Annotated in this window: 16 protein-coding genes; 9 read left to right on the forward strand and 7 right to left on the reverse strand. The window is 75.3% G+C overall.

Features of this window, described 5'->3' with window-relative positions:
• Positions 1–253 precede the first annotated feature (253 nt).
• Both FH609_RS25600 and FH609_RS25605 read right to left on the reverse strand, forming a co-directional pair.
• Positions 254–658 (reverse strand): DUF4232 domain-containing protein, encoded by a 405-nt coding sequence (locus FH609_RS25600; protein WP_139672159.1) that lies wholly within the window; start codon positions 656–658, stop codon positions 254–256.
• Positions 659–1,108: 450 nt separating this feature from the next.
• Complete coding sequence (locus FH609_RS25605; protein ID WP_139671992.1) at positions 1,109–1,792, reverse strand: pyridoxamine 5'-phosphate oxidase family protein; 684 nt, start codon at positions 1,790–1,792, stop codon at positions 1,109–1,111.
• 93 nt (positions 1,793–1,885) lie between these two features.
• On the opposite strand from FH609_RS25605, the gene FH609_RS25610 reads away from it, so the two are divergent.
• The 5 genes from FH609_RS25610 (at position 1,886) to FH609_RS25635 (ending at position 7,462) form a co-directional block, all read left to right on the forward strand.
• Positions 1,886–3,217 carry an aminotransferase class I/II-fold pyridoxal phosphate-dependent enzyme gene (locus FH609_RS25610; protein WP_139671997.1) on the forward strand — a complete coding sequence of 444 codons (1,332 nt, stop codon included), beginning with the start codon at positions 1,886–1,888 and terminating at the stop codon, positions 3,215–3,217.
• Between the two features lie 84 nt (positions 3,218–3,301).
• Positions 3,302–4,312 (forward strand): LysR family transcriptional regulator, encoded by a 1,011-nt coding sequence (locus tag FH609_RS25615; protein ID WP_139672000.1) that lies wholly within the window; start codon positions 3,302–3,304, stop codon positions 4,310–4,312.
• A 13-nt stretch (positions 4,313–4,325) separates the two neighbouring features.
• Positions 4,326–4,631, forward strand: a complete 306-nt coding sequence (locus FH609_RS25620; RefSeq protein ID WP_139672003.1) for a hypothetical protein — start codon at positions 4,326–4,328, stop codon at positions 4,629–4,631.
• 207 nt (positions 4,632–4,838) lie between these two features.
• Positions 4,839–5,570 (forward strand): hypothetical protein, encoded by a 732-nt coding sequence (locus FH609_RS25630; protein ID WP_139672006.1) that lies wholly within the window; start codon positions 4,839–4,841, stop codon positions 5,568–5,570.
• A gap of 704 nt (positions 5,571–6,274) precedes the next feature.
• Positions 6,275–7,462 carry a glycoside hydrolase family 64 protein gene (locus FH609_RS25635; RefSeq protein WP_139672009.1) on the forward strand — a complete coding sequence of 396 codons (1,188 nt, stop codon included), beginning with the start codon at positions 6,275–6,277 and terminating at the stop codon, positions 7,460–7,462.
• Positions 7,463–7,591: 129 nt separating this feature from the next.
• Here FH609_RS25635 and FH609_RS25640 read toward each other — a convergent pair whose 3' ends face one another.
• The 5 genes from FH609_RS25640 to FH609_RS25660 form a co-directional block, all read right to left on the reverse strand.
• Positions 7,592–7,999: a Rieske (2Fe-2S) protein gene (locus tag FH609_RS25640; protein ID WP_139672012.1), complete on the reverse strand. Its 408-nt coding sequence runs from the start codon at positions 7,997–7,999 to the stop codon at positions 7,592–7,594.
• 128 nt (positions 8,000–8,127) lie between these two features.
• Complete coding sequence (locus FH609_RS25645; RefSeq protein WP_139672015.1) at positions 8,128–9,126, reverse strand: hypothetical protein; 999 nt, start codon at positions 9,124–9,126, stop codon at positions 8,128–8,130.
• Positions 9,123–9,386 carry a hypothetical protein gene (locus tag FH609_RS25650; protein ID WP_139672017.1) on the reverse strand — a complete coding sequence of 88 codons (264 nt, stop codon included), beginning with the start codon at positions 9,384–9,386 and terminating at the stop codon, positions 9,123–9,125. The genes FH609_RS25645 and FH609_RS25650 overlap by 4 nt, the downstream gene beginning before the upstream one ends.
• Before the next feature lie 67 nt (positions 9,387–9,453).
• Complete coding sequence (locus FH609_RS25655) at positions 9,454–11,718, reverse strand: CHAT domain-containing protein (RefSeq protein ID WP_139672019.1); 2,265 nt, start codon at positions 11,716–11,718, stop codon at positions 9,454–9,456.
• Positions 11,715–12,686 (reverse strand): hypothetical protein, encoded by a 972-nt coding sequence (locus FH609_RS25660; RefSeq protein ID WP_139672022.1) that lies wholly within the window; start codon positions 12,684–12,686, stop codon positions 11,715–11,717. The genes FH609_RS25655 and FH609_RS25660 overlap by 4 nt, the downstream gene beginning before the upstream one ends.
• A gap of 165 nt (positions 12,687–12,851) precedes the next feature.
• Here FH609_RS25660 and FH609_RS25665 point away from each other — a divergent pair, with 165 nt between their 5' ends.
• The 4 genes from FH609_RS25665 (at position 12,852) to FH609_RS25680 (ending at position 15,826) form a co-directional block, all read left to right on the forward strand.
• Positions 12,852–13,727, forward strand: a complete 876-nt coding sequence (locus FH609_RS25665) for a HipA family kinase (protein WP_139672025.1) — start codon at positions 12,852–12,854, stop codon at positions 13,725–13,727.
• Positions 13,724–14,125: a DUF3037 domain-containing protein gene (locus tag FH609_RS25670; protein ID WP_139672028.1), complete on the forward strand. Its 402-nt coding sequence runs from the start codon at positions 13,724–13,726 to the stop codon at positions 14,123–14,125. Before FH609_RS25665 ends, FH609_RS25670 begins: the two co-directional genes overlap by 4 nt.
• A 137-nt stretch (positions 14,126–14,262) precedes the next feature.
• Positions 14,263–15,027, forward strand: a complete 765-nt coding sequence (gene fabG / locus FH609_RS25675) for a 3-oxoacyl-ACP reductase FabG (protein WP_139672031.1) — start codon at positions 14,263–14,265, stop codon at positions 15,025–15,027.
• Between the two features lie 76 nt (positions 15,028–15,103).
• Positions 15,104–15,826 carry an SDR family oxidoreductase gene (locus tag FH609_RS25680; RefSeq protein ID WP_226961952.1) on the forward strand — a complete coding sequence of 241 codons (723 nt, stop codon included), beginning with the start codon at positions 15,104–15,106 and terminating at the stop codon, positions 15,824–15,826.
• Positions 15,827–15,908: the final 82 nt, after the last annotated feature.

Here is a 15,908-nt window from a genome sequence, read left to right on the forward strand (position 1 = left end):
GGGGAGAGTGGTCGGGTGCAGGCCGCAGACGACAACGGTGGGGGTGGTCCCGGCGCGTGGTCGGGTGCGGGCCCGTCGACGGTTGCTCGCGCAGTTCCCCGCGCCCCTTCAGGCGCGTGGGCGCTCAGGGGCGCGGGGAACTGCGCGAGTCATAGGGGACTGACCGCAGACGACAACGGTGGAGGGCGGTCCCGGCGCGTAGTCGAGTGCAGGCCCGTCAACGGGCGGACTTTGGAAGGGTGGTCGGGTTGGCTCAGGGGCCGTCGCCTGCCGCCAGTGGCAGCGCCTCTATGCGTCCGGCGCCGCAGACCGTGCCGCCGGCCCAGTCCGTCGCCGTGGCGTCGTAGGTGTCCGGGGGTATGACCCGCAGCTCGGCCGGCTCGGGACCGCAGGTGCCGTCCGTCGCGTCCTCCTCGCCGGCCACCACGGTCCAGCGCAGCTGGGCCCAGGCGCTCTCGCCGGGGGCCAGGGTCAGCTGGTCGGCCTCCTGCGAGGTGTCCCTGACCGTGGTCGTGGGCAGGGCCTCGCCGTCGTCGTCCGCCAGCTCCAGTCCTGGCCAGCCCTGGGTGCGGCAGTCGGCGTCCGAGACATTGGTGAGCGTCAGGGCCGCGTAGCGGTTCCCCGCGCCGGAGTCCAGCGGGGTGAGCGAGGCGGACAGGGCCTCGGGGGCGCACCAGTCGACCGCTGGTGCCGACTCCTCGGCGGCGTCGGCGTCGGCGTCGTCCGCGTCGGGGCGCTCGGTGGCGTCCTGGTCCTCGGCGCCCGCCTGGGGGCGGGTGTCGGACCGGTCGTCGGCCGAGGGCGGCGCCGAGGACGAGAAGACGTGCGCGGTGGGTCCGGCGGAGCGGGGACCGCCGTGGTGGGGGTGTGGGGGTCGCGGTGATCGGGCTCTTCGGGGATGTGGGACTCGTCGGGGTCATCGTGTCCTCCGGAGGGATTCGGCTGGATGCGGAGGAGTGCAACTGGTCCGACGCTCGACCGCCGTCCTGGGTTCCTCCCTCCAGGGGCGCGGGGAAGCGCGGGACCGGCGCCAACGGCCGCACGCGCGCCGGCGCTTGACCTACCCCTGCCCGCCACCGGTCCTCGTCATCCTCGCTTCCCGCCCGTCTCAGGCGACGAACTCCCGCAGATAGTCCGGCAGTTCGGGGCGTGTGCCGTCGTCATCGGCCGGCAGCGGCGTGCCGTTGACCGTCCGCACCGGCACCACCCCGCTCCAGTGCGGCAGTCCCAGGTCGGCCGGGTCGTCGTTGGGGCCGCCGGCGCGGACCTTGGCCGAGACCTCGGCCAGGTCCAGCTCCAGCACGGCGGTGGCCGCCAGCTCCTTGGCGTTCGCCGGCCGGCAGTCGGCGGCCCGCCCCGGCACCACCGCGTTGACCAGGGAGTCCAGCGCCGCCCTGGCCCGTTCCTGGTCGGTCACCCGGCGCGCGGTGCCGTGTATCACCACCGAGCGGTAGTTGATCGAGTGGTGGAACGCGGACTTGGCCAGAACGAGTCCGTCCACCTGGGTGACGGTGACGCAGACCGGCAGCCCGTCGTGGCGCAGCGCCCGCGCCCCCGTGGAGCCGTGGAGATAGAGCCGCTCGCCGTCCCTGGCGTAGAGCGTCGGCAGGACGACGGGTTGGCCGTCGGCGACGAAGCCCAGATGGCACAGGTAGGTCGCGTCCAGGACGGAGTGGACCAACGCCCGGTCGTAGGTGACCCGTTCCCTGGCCCGGGTGGGGGTGGTCGACGTGGCGGGCGCATAGCTGCCGAGTGGCGTCCCCGGTGTGGCGCCGGCGGTCGTGGCGGACATGTCCTCGCTCCTCAGAAGAACTTTCGGGCTCGCGGCTGGCGGAACCCGGGATGGAACTTGACGCCGAGATTGCACTAGTGCAAACTCGGCTTTGTGCTAGGAGAATATCGGATCGGCGGGCGTGGTGCCGCCGAGATTGCCGCGAGCATCGAGCGGGCCGTCGGCGAAGGCGCCCTCGCCCCGGGCCATGTCCTGCCGCCGCAACGGGAGTTGGCGGCCGACCTCGGGGTCAACGCCAACACCGTGGCCGCCGCCTACCGCGCCCTGCGGGAGCGCGGGGTGATCGAGACGGCCGGCCGGCGCGGCAGCCGGGTGCGCGGCAGGCCCGCCACCAGCCCCCGCGAGGCCATGCCGTTCGACCTCCCGCCCGGCACCCGGGACATCTCCAAGGGCAATCCCGACCCCGCCCTGCTGCCGCCGCTGGCCGACGCGCTCGCCGAGGCCGCGAAGCGCGCCGGGAACGCCCCCGTGCTCTACGGCGAGGCCGCCGTGGACGAGGAGTTGGCGGAGCTGGCGCGGGCCAGGTTCGACGCCGACGGCGTTCCCCCGGGGCCGGTCGGGGTCGCCTCCGGCGCGCTGGACACCATCGAACGCGTGCTGCTGGCCTGGCTCCGCCCCGGCGACGCCGTCGCCGTCGAGGACCCCGGCTGGGCCGCGCTGTTGGACCTGGTCGCCGCGCTCGGCCTGCGCCCCGTGCCGTGCCGCCTCGACGACGAGGGCCCCCGCCCGGAGGCGGTGGCCGAGGCCCTGCGCGCCGGCGCACGCGCGGTGGTGGTGACCGCCCGCGCGCAGAATCCGACGGGCGCGGCGGTCACGCCGGCGCGCGCCAGGGAGTTGCGCGCCCTGTTCGCCGAGCACCCCCAGACGCTGGTGATCGAGGACGACCACGGGCGCGGCATCGTCTCGGCGCCGCTGAACCCGGTGGTCGGCAGCACCGAACGCTGGGTCGAGATCCACTCGTTGGCCAAGTCGCACGGCCCCGACCTGCGGGTCGCCGCGTTCACCGGGGACCGCACCACCGTCGACCGGGTGCGCGGCCGGCAGCGGCTCGGGCCCGGCTGGGTCAGCCTGCTGCTCCAGCGGATCGTCGCCCACCTGTGGCGCACCGGCGCCGTTGACGCGGCGCGCGTCGCCGCGACCTACGACGCCCGCAGGGACCGGTTGTTGCACGCGCTGGCCGAACGCGGCGTCGAGGCCAGGGGCCGCAGCGGGCTCAACGTCTGGGTTCCGGTCCCCGACGAGACCCGGGCCGTCGCCCAACTGCTGCGCGCCGGCTGGGCGGTGGCCCCCGGCGCGCGGTTCCGGGTGGCCTCGCCGCAGGGGATCAGGCTCACCGTCGTCGCCGTGGCCGAGGCCGAGGTGGAGCCGCTGGCCGCCGCCGTGGCCGACGCCGCCCGCCCGGCCGCCGGGCACCGGTTCGGCTGAGCCGAGGGGAGACGCGGACATGAGCCACGGTCGGGATCAAGCGCTGCTGAGGGGAGGGGCGATGGACTGTGTAGCATCGCTGAGGTGTTGAACATCGACCGGCTGCGGGTGCTGCACGCCGTCCGCAACCACGGCTCCGTCAGCGGCGCCGCCCTCGCGCTGCGCGTGACCACCTCCGCCGTCTCGCAGCAGCTCGCCAAGCTCGAACGGGAGACCGGCCAGCGGCTGTTGGCCAAGAACGGGCGCGGCATCCGGCTCACCGACGCCGGCCGCCTGCTGGCCGACCACGCCGAACGCATCCTCGGCCAGGTCGAGTTGGCCCACGCCGACCTTGAGGCCCAGCGCGGGCAGGCGGTCGGCGAGCTGCGGGTGGGCGCGTTCGCCACCGCCGCGCGCGGGCTGTTCCCCGCCGCGCTGGCCGCGCTGCGCGGCGAGCACCCCCAACTGCGGCCCATGCTGCGGGAGATGGAGCCGGAGGCGGCGCTCACCGTGTTGGCACGCGGCGACATCGACCTGGCCGTGGTGCTCGACTGGTTCAACCGGCCGCTGGCCTTGCCCGGCGGGCTCAGCAGGCGCCCGCTCTTCGACGACGTGGCGGATGTCGCGCTGCCCGCCGACCATCCGCTGGCCGGCCGGCCTGAGTTGGACCTGGCCGACCTCGCCGACGAGCCCTGGGTCTCCTGGCCGCCCGGCGCCATCTGCCACGACTGGCTGATGTTCACGCTGCGCGGCCGGGGCATCGAGCCCAGGGTGGTGCACACCGCCGCCGAGCACCACACCCAACTCGCCCTGATCGCGGCCGGCCTGGGCGTGGCCGTGGCGCCGCGCCTGGGCCGGACGCCGGTCCCCGACGGCGTCGCGTTGATCCCCGTGCGCGGCCCGATCACCCGCCGGGTGTACGCCGTCTGGCGCGAGGGCTCCGGCGGGCGCCCCTCGATCCGCGCGGCCGTGGCGGCCCTCCGCGCGGCCGCCCCGGCCGGCGAGGACGCGGGCCAGGCCGCCCCGGCGCCGCAGGGCCCGAACGCCCCCGCGCCGCCGGATGCGGCGCCCCGGCCGCCGGCCGTGCCGATAGTCTCGTCCGAACAGACCGGATGAGGGGTGAGGGCCAGTGATCCGCGACCTGTACAACGTGCGCGCGCAGCCGCCCGAGGGCGGCACCACGCCGCTGACCGAGGAGGAGGAACGGCGCGTGCGGGCCGTGTTCTTCCACGACCTCGGCAACGCCATCGCCGAGCGGGGCTGGGTCAGGTTCCCCGCGTACTCGCCGGAGGAACGCCGGCGGCTGGTCGACGTCGCGCACCGCCTGAGCGCCCACTGGGGCCAGCGGGTGTTCGTCGAGGCCGAGGACCAGTGCGCCCTCCGGCTCTATCTCGCCGGGCACGGCCCCCAGCCGGCGACCCCTCCGCTGCCCTAGCCGCGCGCCCCCCGCCCCCCGACGTTCCCGCCCCGCCCGACTCCCCGCCCCCCGACGTTCCCGCCCCGCCCAACTCCCCGCCCAACTTCCCGTCCGCCGGCGCGCCCAACTCCCCGTCCGCCGGCGGAAAAACGGGCGCCGGAGCGGGAACGGTTCGGCTAGGTTGGGCGTGTTGACAACGGGGGAGCAGGGGAGCGAGGGGGAGCAGTGGCGAAGCTCAATCAGATCATCGCCGTCGAGAAGGGCGTCAAGAGCAAGTCGTACCAGGACGTCACGGCGGCCCATCAGCGCCTACAGAAGCCGGCGTTGCTGGTCGGGATCGCGCGGACGTACCAGCCGAAGGACGAGGAGGGCGAGCAGCTGCCGCCCGAGTCCACCCGGGTCCAGGTCAAGGCCGAGGACGTGCTCCGGGAGATGGCGACGTCGCTGACCCGGCTGTTCGACGTGACGGCCACCAAGGACTGGGCCAACTGCTCGGCCCGCGCCGATGTCGTGGTCGACGGGCGCACCGTCGTGGCCGACGTGCCGGTCAGCTATCTCCTCTTCCTGGAGAAGCAACTCGCCGAGCTGCACGGCTTCGTGAAGAAGCTGCCCGTCCTGGACGCCGCCGAGACCTGGTCGTTGGACCCCTCCACGGACTGGTGGAAGACCGAGCCGGTGCGCACGATCCGCACCCGCAAGGTCCCGCGCAACCACGTCAAGGCCGAGGCGACGGAGAAGCACCCGGCGCAGGTCGAGGTGTACTACGAGGACGTGCCGATCGGCTACTGGACCACGGTGAAGTTCTCCGGCGCCCTCGCGGCGCGCACGGTGAACGAGCTGCTGGAGCGCGTCGAGAAGCTCCAGAACGCGGTCAAGTTCGCCCGCGAGGAGGCGAACTCGGCCGAGGTGGCGGACCGGCGCGTGGGGGAGGCGGTCTTCGGCTATCTCCTCGGCTGACGCCGCCACCCGGCCGACGCCCGGCCGCGAGAGCGGCCCCACGAACGCCCCCGCGCGCGAGCGCGGGGGTGCGCAACAGGCGCGGACCGGATTGAGGCCCGGTTCGCGTGATGGGCGCAAGCTGAAACTGAGGTTCAGCCTGACGCACGCGGTGAGAGGAAGGTTCGACTCCTTCCCCCGGCCCACCGGCCGGGGCAGCCCGGGTGGGGCAGCCGCGTTCAAGCTCAGACTCTCGCTCAAGCTTCAGCATCGCCACCGATCGCCGGACGATCGGGGACGGACGAACGCCCTCGGACGCGAGTTCAAGTCTCGCCTGCACCTCCACGCGGTGCGGTAGTTCAAAGGTAGAACACGAGGGCCTCACGCTGATCCGTCCTCTTCAACGCCGCCGGCGTGCGCAACTGGGTGGCACCCCCAGGGGCCCGGGAGCTGGATACGACTCCCGGGCTCCGCCACGTGCCCGTGGCCGTCAGCCCACCCGGCCCCAAACTATTGACAGGTACAGACCTGTACGAGAACGTGAGAGCGCTCTCACCCCCACTGGGAGCGTTGTTCACAACCCCCCACGCGCCCGGGTGCGTTGGTCCCCGGCGCGGCGCGGAGTGGCGGCCGGGACCAGCCGTGGGACCGGCTGGAGCGGCGCCCACCCGCGCGCGCCGCAGCACACCGGACGCCCTCACACCCAGCCGAACAAGGAGGACCCGGTGTTCCGCTTGCGGACATTCCTGGTGGCAGCCGCCGCCAGCATCGCCGTCGCGACGGGCCTGATCGTCTCGGGCCCGGCGCCCGAGGCCGAGGCCGTTCCCGACACCATCCCGCTGACCATCACCAACAACTCGGGCCGGGGCGAACCCGTCTACATCTACAACCTCGGAACCGAGCTGAGCAGCGGCCAGTTGGGCTACGCCGACGCGGACGGCACCTTCCACGCCTGGCCCGCCGGGGGCAACCCGCCGACCCCCGCGCCCGACGCCTCGATCGAAGGCCCCGCCAACGGCGAGACGTTGACCATCCAGATGCCCAAGTTCTCCGGGCGGATCTACTTCTCCGTCGGGGAGAAGCTGCACTTCTCCCTCACCCCCGACGGCCTGGTCCAGCCCGCCGTCCAGAACCCGGACGACCCCAACCGCGACATCCTCTTCAACTGGTCCGAGTACACGCTCAACGACGCCGGCCTGTGGATCAACAGCACCCAGGTCGACATGTTCACCGCGCCCTACACCGTCGGCGTCCGCGAGCAGAGCGGAACGGTCCGCACCACCGGCGAGCTGAAGCCCGGCGGCTACTCCGCCGTCTTCGACGGGGTGCGGGATGCCGGCTGGGGCGACCTGGTCCACAACGGCCCGGACGGCACCCCGCTGCGGGTGCTCTCGCCCGGCCACGGCGTCGGCACCGGCGACGTCCCCGCCGACGCGATGAGCGACTACATCGACCGGGTGTGGGAGCACTACTCCTCCAACACCCTGACGGTCACGCCGATCTCGCACGAGCCGGACACCAAGTACTACGGCACGGTCTCCGGCGACGTCATGAACTTCACCGACGGCTCGGGCGAGGTCGTCACCAGCTTCAACAAGCCGGACTCCGACAGCGTCTTCGGCTGCCACAAGGAGCTGGACGCGCCCAACGACCAGGTGCGGGGCCCGCTGTCGCGCACCCTGTGCGCCGGGTTCAACCGGTCGACGCTGCTGACCAACTCCGAGCAGCCGGACCCGGACAACTCGAACTTCTACCAGGACCCGGTCACCAACCACTACGCCCGGGTGATCCACGAGCAGATGGTGGACGGCAAGGCGTACGCGTTCGCGTTCGACGACGTCGGCGCCCACGAGTCGCTGGTGCACGACGGCGACCCGGCCGAGGCGTTCATGACGTTGACGCCCTACGAGTGAACGGCGTCCACGCCGACCGCCCGACGCACCGCCTCGGGTGACCGGCGTCGGGTAACAACCCAGCCGCTCCCGGCGTTCGGGCTTCACGCCCGAGCGCCGGGAGCGCGGCGCGTGCCGGCCGGCGGCGCCTCAGCCGCGCAGGACCGTGTCGCCCTCGACCGTGATCGGCTCCTCGGGCAGCGGCTCGGTGGCCGGGCCCTCCAGCACCGCGCCGTCCCGGAGCGCGAAGCGGCTGCCGTGGCAGGTGCACAGGATGCCGTCCTCGTCCACCTGGGAGACCGCGCAGCCCTGGTGGGTGCAGATCGCCGAGAACGCCACGAACTCGCCCTCGGCGGGCTGGGTCACCACCAGCTGCTGGTCGGAGAGGATCTTCCCGCCGCCCACCGGGATGTCCGAGGTCGGCGCCAACTCCTCGCCGCCACCGCCCCCTTCGCCCGAGCCTCCGTCCTCGGAGCCGCACCCCGCCAGCCCCGCCGCCGCGAGCCCGGCGGCGCCGGCCAGCATCGCCGTGCGTCGTGTGGTCCTTGGACCGTTCATGCGCAACCCCTCTCGGAAACGACCCCGCCGGGGCGACGGCGGAACGCGCCCCGCCGCCACCCGGCCGTCGGGCGAGAGTAGCGGAGGAACGGCCTCCGCCTCAGCGCCGCACGGATTCCCGGACCGCCTCACGGACTCCCGGACCCGGCCCGCCCGTCACCGCCGGCAGCGCCCGGGTCCGTTCCCCGCCGTGGGCGCGGGTCGAACGGCAGGTTGCGCTGGTAGAACTGCCCCAGGTCGCCCCAGAGCCGGCGCTCCTCGGCGGGGTCGCGCGGCACCTCGACCTCCAGGTGGTCGAGCAGCGCCCGCCGGTGCAGGTCGAAGACGACCCGCACCTCCTGGCCGTAGCCCACCGCCGCCGCCAGCGCCGCCCGGTGGGCCGCCCAGGCGACCGGCAGCGCCAGCAGGCAGAGCGCGGCCAACGAGGCAGGCTCGCCCACGGCCAGCAGGACCGGCGGCCAGCACACGCCGAAGGCGAGGGCCAGCGCGAAGAGGTTGACCGTGCCGTCCAGCGCGGTGCGCGCGCTGGTCAACCGGGCGGCGGCCTCCGCCGGCAGCAGCGGGACGAGCCGGGGCCAGACCACCACCGCGTCAATGCCGTAGCGCTCCAGCGGGTAGTACTCGGCGGCGCGCAGCCGGTTGCCCAGGGCGGTGGGCAGAACGCCGTCGGCCAGGCGCGGCGGAGGCGGGTAGCCGGTCAGCAGCCGCGCGGCCAGCGCGGTGCCGGCCGTCCGCTCGCCGGCCTCGCCCAGCGCCCGGACCCGCTCCCAGCCGGCCCTGGCGCGCGCCGTCTGCCGCCGGGTGCCACGGCGGGAGAGCCGGTCCAGCGGCCCGGCGGCCGGCCAGTAGCCCTCCAGCAGGCGCAGCAGGGGCAGTTGGAAGAGCGCCAGGACTCTGGCCAGACAGACCAGCGCGAGCAACGCCAGGACGGCGGCGGTCAGTTGACCCGAGGCGTCGAACCGTTGCCACGCCCGCAGGGCCTCGCCCGGGGTGTGGCCGGAGGCGGCCAGGACCACCGCGCCCGAGGCGCCGGCCGCCAGCGTGAGCGGCAGCAGGACGCCGAGCAGGAACCTGGCGCCGAGCAGCCGTTCGGCGCTGTCCAGGCCGGACTCCAGAAGCGTGTTCACTGGGGTGCGCGGGTCATCGGGTCACCCGCGCTGCACCGGGGCGGCTGGGCCGGGTCGTAGTACTCGACGATCTTCTCCTCGCCGTGCGTGGCGCAGACGAAGCGCAGTTCGCTCAGCGGCTGCCCGGGCAGGCCGTCGTCCGGGAAGGCGTGCCGGACCGGGTGCCACGGCACCTCGCCCGGCTGGCCCGGGGGCCCGGTCGTCTCCTCCTCGCGCGCCTCGTCGTCCCGACGCGCCCACGGATTCCTCGGATCGTCCACGGCCCCTCCTACCCCTCCTACCCCTCACTCCCGCCGGGCCCGGGTCTGCCCGCGCCGGGGCGACGCCTCAGAGCGTTCCCAGCACCGTGAAGGCGCCCCACAGGCCCGGGTGCGCGAACTCCGCACGCGCCCGCAGGGCGAGCCGCGCGCGGCGCACCGCCTCCCCCAACCGCGCGCCGGGAACGGTCAGTTCACGGTACAGGAGCGCGTTGAACGCCAGCGCCGCGTCGTCCCGCACCGGCCACAGCGGCGCGATGACGGCCTCGGCGCCCGCCGCCAGGAACGCCGCCGCCAGCCCCTCGCCCTCGCCGCCCGGCGTGCGGCGCTCGGCGGCCGCCCGACAGCCGCTCAGGTTCACCAGGCGCGGCGCGCGGGGCGCCGCGGCGACCTCGAACGCGAAGAGCGGGCGGTCGGCCAGGAGAATCCGCGCCAGGTTGGGTGCGTGCGCCTCGAACGTCGCGTGCCCGGCCAGGTGGAGCACGTCGGCCGACGCCATCGCCGCCACCACCGCCTCGGCCGTGGCCTCCTCGGGCCCCAGCTCCCCCGCCTGCGGGAACGCCGCCCGCACGGTGCGCAACTCCGCGCGCACCGCCGGCAGTTCGGGCAGCAGCTCGTACCGGGGGCGCGGCACGCCGGCCGCCACGACGCGTGGGGGAGTGGCCGTGGCCCGCCGGCCGCCGGCGGCCTGCCAGGCGAGCGCGGCCGGCGTCGGCAGCGTCCGCACCTCGGCGCGGGAGATCAACGGCCGACCGCCGAGCGAGGCGGCGTGGAACGGGAAGTCCGCCAGCGTGTCGGAGGGCGCCACCAGGATGCCGGAGGCGCCCGCCGCCAGGTCGGCGACCGGCGCGAGGAGCGCCTCGCCCAGCTGCCGCAGCGCCTCCGGCGGGGCGCCGCCCAGGCACTCCCGGCGGGCGGCCGAGGCCAGCCGGGCGGCCTCCTCGACGCCCAGGCCGACGACGTGCTGGGTCACCGCTCCGCCGTGGACGGCGAAGAGCCGCAGCCGGCCGGTCCCCTCCGGGAGGTAGCACAGGGCGAGTTCGCCGGGGCCGACGGCGCGCGGGATGGCGCGGGCCAGCTCGCGCACGGTCCGGCCGCCCGCCGCCCGGCCGGCCCGCGTGCCCTCGTGCCACAGGTCGTCGCGGGTCTCCAGCAGGGTGCGGGCCCGGTCGTCGCAGGCGCGCAGCGCGCCGGCGTCGCGGGCCACCGTCACGGCCGTGGCCCGCCGGGCCAGCCGCGTCACCTCCTCGTCCAGCGAGCGCAGCGCCGTGGCCACCGTCGCCGGCGGTGGGGCCCCGGTGCGGGCGGTGCCCGGCGGCGGGCCGGTGGCCAGCGCGGCCAGCAGCGCCAACGCCAGCTCGGGCCGGTCGAGATAAACGGCCGCGCCGATGGCCTCGCCGAAGACGGTGACCGCGTTCGTCTGGTACAGCTCACGGACCGGCAGCGAGGCGGCGTTCAGCCGGGCGAACCGGGCGTCGATCGCCCGCAGATACGCGTCCAGGGACTCCTCGTGCCGGGCCTGCTGCCGGCGTAGCCGGGCGAGGCTCGCCTGGAGTTCGAACGCGTTCTCCGAGGTGTCCGGGGTCTCCCGGCGCCACTCCTCCCAGGCGGCCTCCGCCTCCCGGTGGTAGCCGGTCCTGGTCAGGGCCAACACCCGCTCGTGGTGCAGATACGCGCTGAGGTGCCCGTCGCCGACCGTGCCGCCGCCGGCGGGTTCGACCGGCGGGAGGCGCGCGCCCACCCGCTGCCCGGCCTCGGCCTCGGCCAGGGCCTGCTCGCAGCACCCCAGCCCGTTGAGCAGGTGCGCCGACCGCGCGTGCAGCGCCCGCGCGCCCCGGTCGTCGCCGGCGCGTTCCAACAGCGCGCGCGCCCGCTCGTACGCCGTCAGCGCGTCGGTCGGCCGGTCGAACGCGACCAGCGCCCGCCCGAGTTCGAGATAGCCGCGCCCCTCGTGCCGGGGCAGGCCCAGGCCACGGAAGCTGTCCAGCGCGGCCAGCGCCAGCCGCACATGGCGCTGCGGGTCGGCCGCCGCGCGCTGCTCGTTGCCGCCCAGCGCCACCAGCAGCTGGGCGCCCAACGCGGGCCCCGCCGACCGGTCCGCACTCAGCGGCTCCACCGCCTCCCAGGCGGCGGCCATCATGCTGTCCCAGGTGATGCGCGCGCCTCTGCGGAGGTTCTCCACGAACACGGTGGGCACCAGAAAGCTCTCCTCCACGAAGAACGCGAACGTCAGCGCGGAGGGCCCCAGGCGCATCACCGACAGGCCGGCCCCGCCGGCGCTCCGGGACCGCGCGTACGCGTCGAAGACCGACTCCCGCTCCCGTTCCCCGTTCACCGGCCGCTCCCCTCGCGGGTGTCCCGCGCCCCGTCCGCCCCGGGGGCCGTCTCGGCCAGCAGCGCGGCGAGGTCGGATCGGTCGTCGGCCCCGGTCAGCCGGAGCAGCCCGGCCAGCGCCAGCCACCGCTCCCGGCTCTCCCGCACCCACACCACGTCGGAGAGCGCCAGCTCGCACAGCGCCGGCCAGTCCCGCGCGTCCCCGGCCGCGCGCCGGCGCGCGTTGCGCTCCGCCAACTCGGCCGGGCCCGGCGGCCGTTCGTCCACCAGCCGGCGCACCAGCTGATGGCCCAGGCCGGTCGGGTCGAACGGCCACGGCGCCAGGTCGAGCAGCTGCCGCACCCGCCCCGCGCCACCCAGCCCCACGGTGCGGCGCGCCGCGTCCAGCACCTCCCGCAGGCGGGCGGCCGGATCGGTGGGCTCGGTGCGCAGCAGCAGCGACAGCGCCAGCTCCGGGCGGCCGTCCCTGGTCTCGCAGAGGGCGAGAAACCGCACGGCGACGTCCCGCAGGGCCGGCTCGGTGGTGAGGGCGAGCGCGGCGACGCACTCGCCGCGCAGCCGCTGCGGCGGCACCCCGGCCCACAGGCCGTGGCTGACCGCCCAGATCGTGAACTGCGCGGTGTGCTCCCGCAGCGTCGCGGCCAGCCGCTCGGCCGGCACGCCCGCGTTCCCGGCCAGCCCCAGATCGATGGCCCGCGACCAGCGGTGGCAGCGGCCGACCTCCCGGAGCAGCAGGGCCCGCGCCGCCGCATGGCCCTCCCGCGCCGCCAGCTGGTCGGCGGCCGCGCGCACGGCGGAGGCGTTCACGCTCAGGTTCCCGTCGGGAGGCGGGCCGTGGTCGTCGTCCAACGCCCTGGCCAGCCCGGCCTCCAACGCCAACGCCTCTGGCACCCATGGCGCGCGCGGACCGCCGACGACGTCGGGTGCGCCCGAGGGCGATTCGTCCGGGGACATCCCTTCCGAGGGCATGGGAACCAGCGTAGTGGTCTCGTGGCGAACCGCGTGACGAACTCGTGCGCTCCGTAACGCCGTTGACGCGGGGCCCGCCACCGCCCCCCGGGCGGCCCCGGGCGCCGTGATCCGGGCCGCGAGACGCGCCACGGACCCGACCGCCGCGCCGGATACCCTACGGCCATGCTCCGCGAAGTCCTCGCCACCCGCTATGTGACCCCGCTGCGGGAGGGCGGCTCGTTGCCCGGCATCGTCGAGGCGGACGATCTGGGGACCTATGTCATGAAGTTCACCGGCGCCGGCCAGGGCCCCAAGTCGCTGGTCTCCGAGGTGGTCTGCGGCGAGCTGGCCCGGCGGCTCGGGCTGCGGGTGCCGGAGCTGGTCCTGATCGGGCTCGACCCGGTGATCGGGCTGGCCGAGCCGGACCAGGAGGTGCAGGAGCTGCTCAAGGCGAGCGCCGGCACCAACCTGGGGATGGACTACCTGCCGGGCTCGATCGGCTTCGACCCGCTGGCCTACCGCGTCGACCCCGTCGAGGCCGGCCGGGTCGTCTGGTTCGACGCGCTGGTCAACAACGTGGACCGCTCCTGGCGCAACCCCAACCTGCTGGTCTGGCACGGCGAGCTGTGGCTGATCGACCACGGCGCCGCGCTGATCTGGCACCACAACTGGCCCTCGGCCGCCGCCTCGGCGGCCCGGGCCTTCGCCGCCGCCGACCACGCGCTCGCGCCGTTCGGGCCCGATGTGGCGGGCGCGGACGCCGCGTTGGCGCCGCTGGTCACCGCCGAGCTGCTGGACGCGGTGCTCGCCGAGGTGCCCGACGCCTGGCTGGCGTCCGAGCCGGGGCTCGACGGGCCCGACGCGTTGCGCGCCGCCTACCGGGACACGCTGCTGGCCCGGGCTGCCACCATCGGCGAGCGCGTCGAGCTGGGCGCCAGGACCGAACGGCGGGGCTCCGGCGCGCCCGGCTGGCTCACCGGCAGGACCGAGGCGGCTGGCCCCGAGCCGACGGGTCCCGAGGCGGCCGAGGCCGGCAGGACCGGGGGAGCGAGCCGATGACGCCGCCGCCGAACGCCGCCGACCGCGCCGTCTTCGAGTACGCGCTGCTACGGGTGGTGCCCCGCGTGGAGCGCGGCGAGGCGATCAACGCGGGCGTGCTGCTCTACTCGCGCCCCCGCTCCTTCCTGGCCGCCCGCACCCACCTGGACACCGGGCGGCTGCTGGCGCTCGACCCGACGGCGGACGTGGCCGGCGTGCGCGCCGCGCTGCGCGCCGTCGAGCGGGTGTGTGACGGCGGGCCCGAGGCGGGCGCGGCGGCCGGCGACGAGGCCGGGCGTCGGTTCCGCTGGCTGATCGCGCCGCGCAGCACCGTGGTCCAACCGGGCCCGGTGCACAGCGGGTTGACCGCCGACCCGGACGCCGAACTGGAGCGGCTGCTGACCCTCCTGGTGCGCTGAGGCGCCCGCCCGAGGCGCCTCAATCGCGGGGGCGGGGTTCCGCGGTGTCGGTGCCGGGTGGTAGTTACTTCTCGGTAGTGCGTGAACGACGGCGTTCACGCCGAGCGCAGCACTCGACGGCGAGGAGAGCGACCGACATGACCACCACCACGCAGCAGCGCGTCGCGCTGGTGACCGGCGCGGCCCGGGGCATCGGGGCCGCCACCGCCGCACGGCTGGCCGCCGACGGCCACCGGGTCGCCGTGCTCGACCTGAGCAGGGAGGCCGGCGGCGAGACGGTCGCCGCCATCGAGGCGGCCGGCGGCACCGCCCTCGCCGTCGGCTGCGACGTCTCCGACACGGACGCGGTACGGGCCGCCGTGGCCGAGGTCGCCGAGCGGCTGGGCCCCCCGCAGGTCCTGGTGAACAACGCGGGCGTCCTGCGGGACAACCTGCTGTTCAAGATGAGCGAGGCCGACTGGGACACGGTGCTGAACGTCCACCTGCGGGGCGCGTTCCTGATGTCCCGCGCCTGCCAGGCGCACATGGTCGAGGCCGGGTTCGGCCGGATCGTCAACCTCTCCTCCAGCTCCGCCCTGGGGAACCGGGGGCAGGCCAACTACGCGGCGGCCAAGGCCGGCCTCCAGGGCTTCACCAAGACCCTCGCCATCGAGCTGGGCAAGTTCGGCGTCACGGTCAACGCGGTGGCGCCCGGGTTCATCGCCACCGACATGACGTCGGCCACGGCTGACCGGGTCGGGGTGCCGTTCGACGAGTTCCAGCGGGCCGCCGCCGAGCAGATCCCGGTGCGCCGGGTCGGCCAGCCGGCGGACGTCGCGCACGCCATCGCGTTCTTCGCGAGCGAGGCCGCCGGCTTCGTCTCGGGCCAGGTGCTCTATGTGGCGGGTGGTCCCCTTGACTGACGCCGACGGCGGGGCGCGCACGGCGCACGAGGCGCGCGCGGGGCGCGAGCAGGGGCGGGACGGGGCGCCGGTCGCCGTGGTCACCGGCGGCAGCCGGGGCATCGGGCTCGGCGTGGCCAGGGCGCTGATCGCCCGGGGCGACCGGGTTTGCGTCACCGGGCGCGACGCGGAGCGACTGGCCGAGGCCGTCGCCGAGTTGGGGCCGCACGCCATGGGCGTGGCGGGCAAGGCCCACGACCCGGCGCACCAGGCCGAGGTCGTCGAGCGGGTCATGGCGGCCTGGGGACGGCTGGACCACCTGGTGAACAACGCGGGGAGCAACCCGGCGTTCGGCCCGCTCACCGAGGTCGAGCCGGCGCTGCTGGCCAAGGTCTTCGAGATCAACGTGCTCTCCGCCTTCGGCTTCGCCCGGGGCGCCTGGTCGGCCTGGCAGCGCGAGCACGGCGGCACGGTGGTCAACGTCTCCTCGATCGCGGGGCTGGGCGCCACGCCGTTCCTCGGCGGCTACGGCGTCACCAAGGCCGCCCTGATCAACCTGACCGAGCAGCTGGCCCAGGAGATGGCCCCGGCGGTCCGGGTCAACGCGGTGGCGCCCGCCGTCGTCAAGACCCGGTTCGCCGGCCCGCTCTACGAGGGCAACGAGGAGCGGATAGCGGCCGGTTACCCGCTGCGGCGGCTGGGCGTGCCGGCGGATGTCGCGTCCGCCGTCGCCTTCCTCACCTCGCCCGAGTCCTCCTGGATCACCGGGCAGACGCTGGTGATCGACGGCGGCGTCCGGCTCAACGCCGGCCTCGGCTGAGAGCCGCCGCCGTTGTCGGTCCCGCCGTCAGTCCCGCTGTCAGTGCCGGACGGTACGTTGTGAGCCACACCGCGTCGCACCG

This window comes from Streptomyces sp. 3MP-14 (assembly GCF_006334905.2).
GTDB lineage: Bacteria > Actinomycetota > Actinomycetes > Streptomycetales > Streptomycetaceae > Streptomyces > Streptomyces triticirhizae.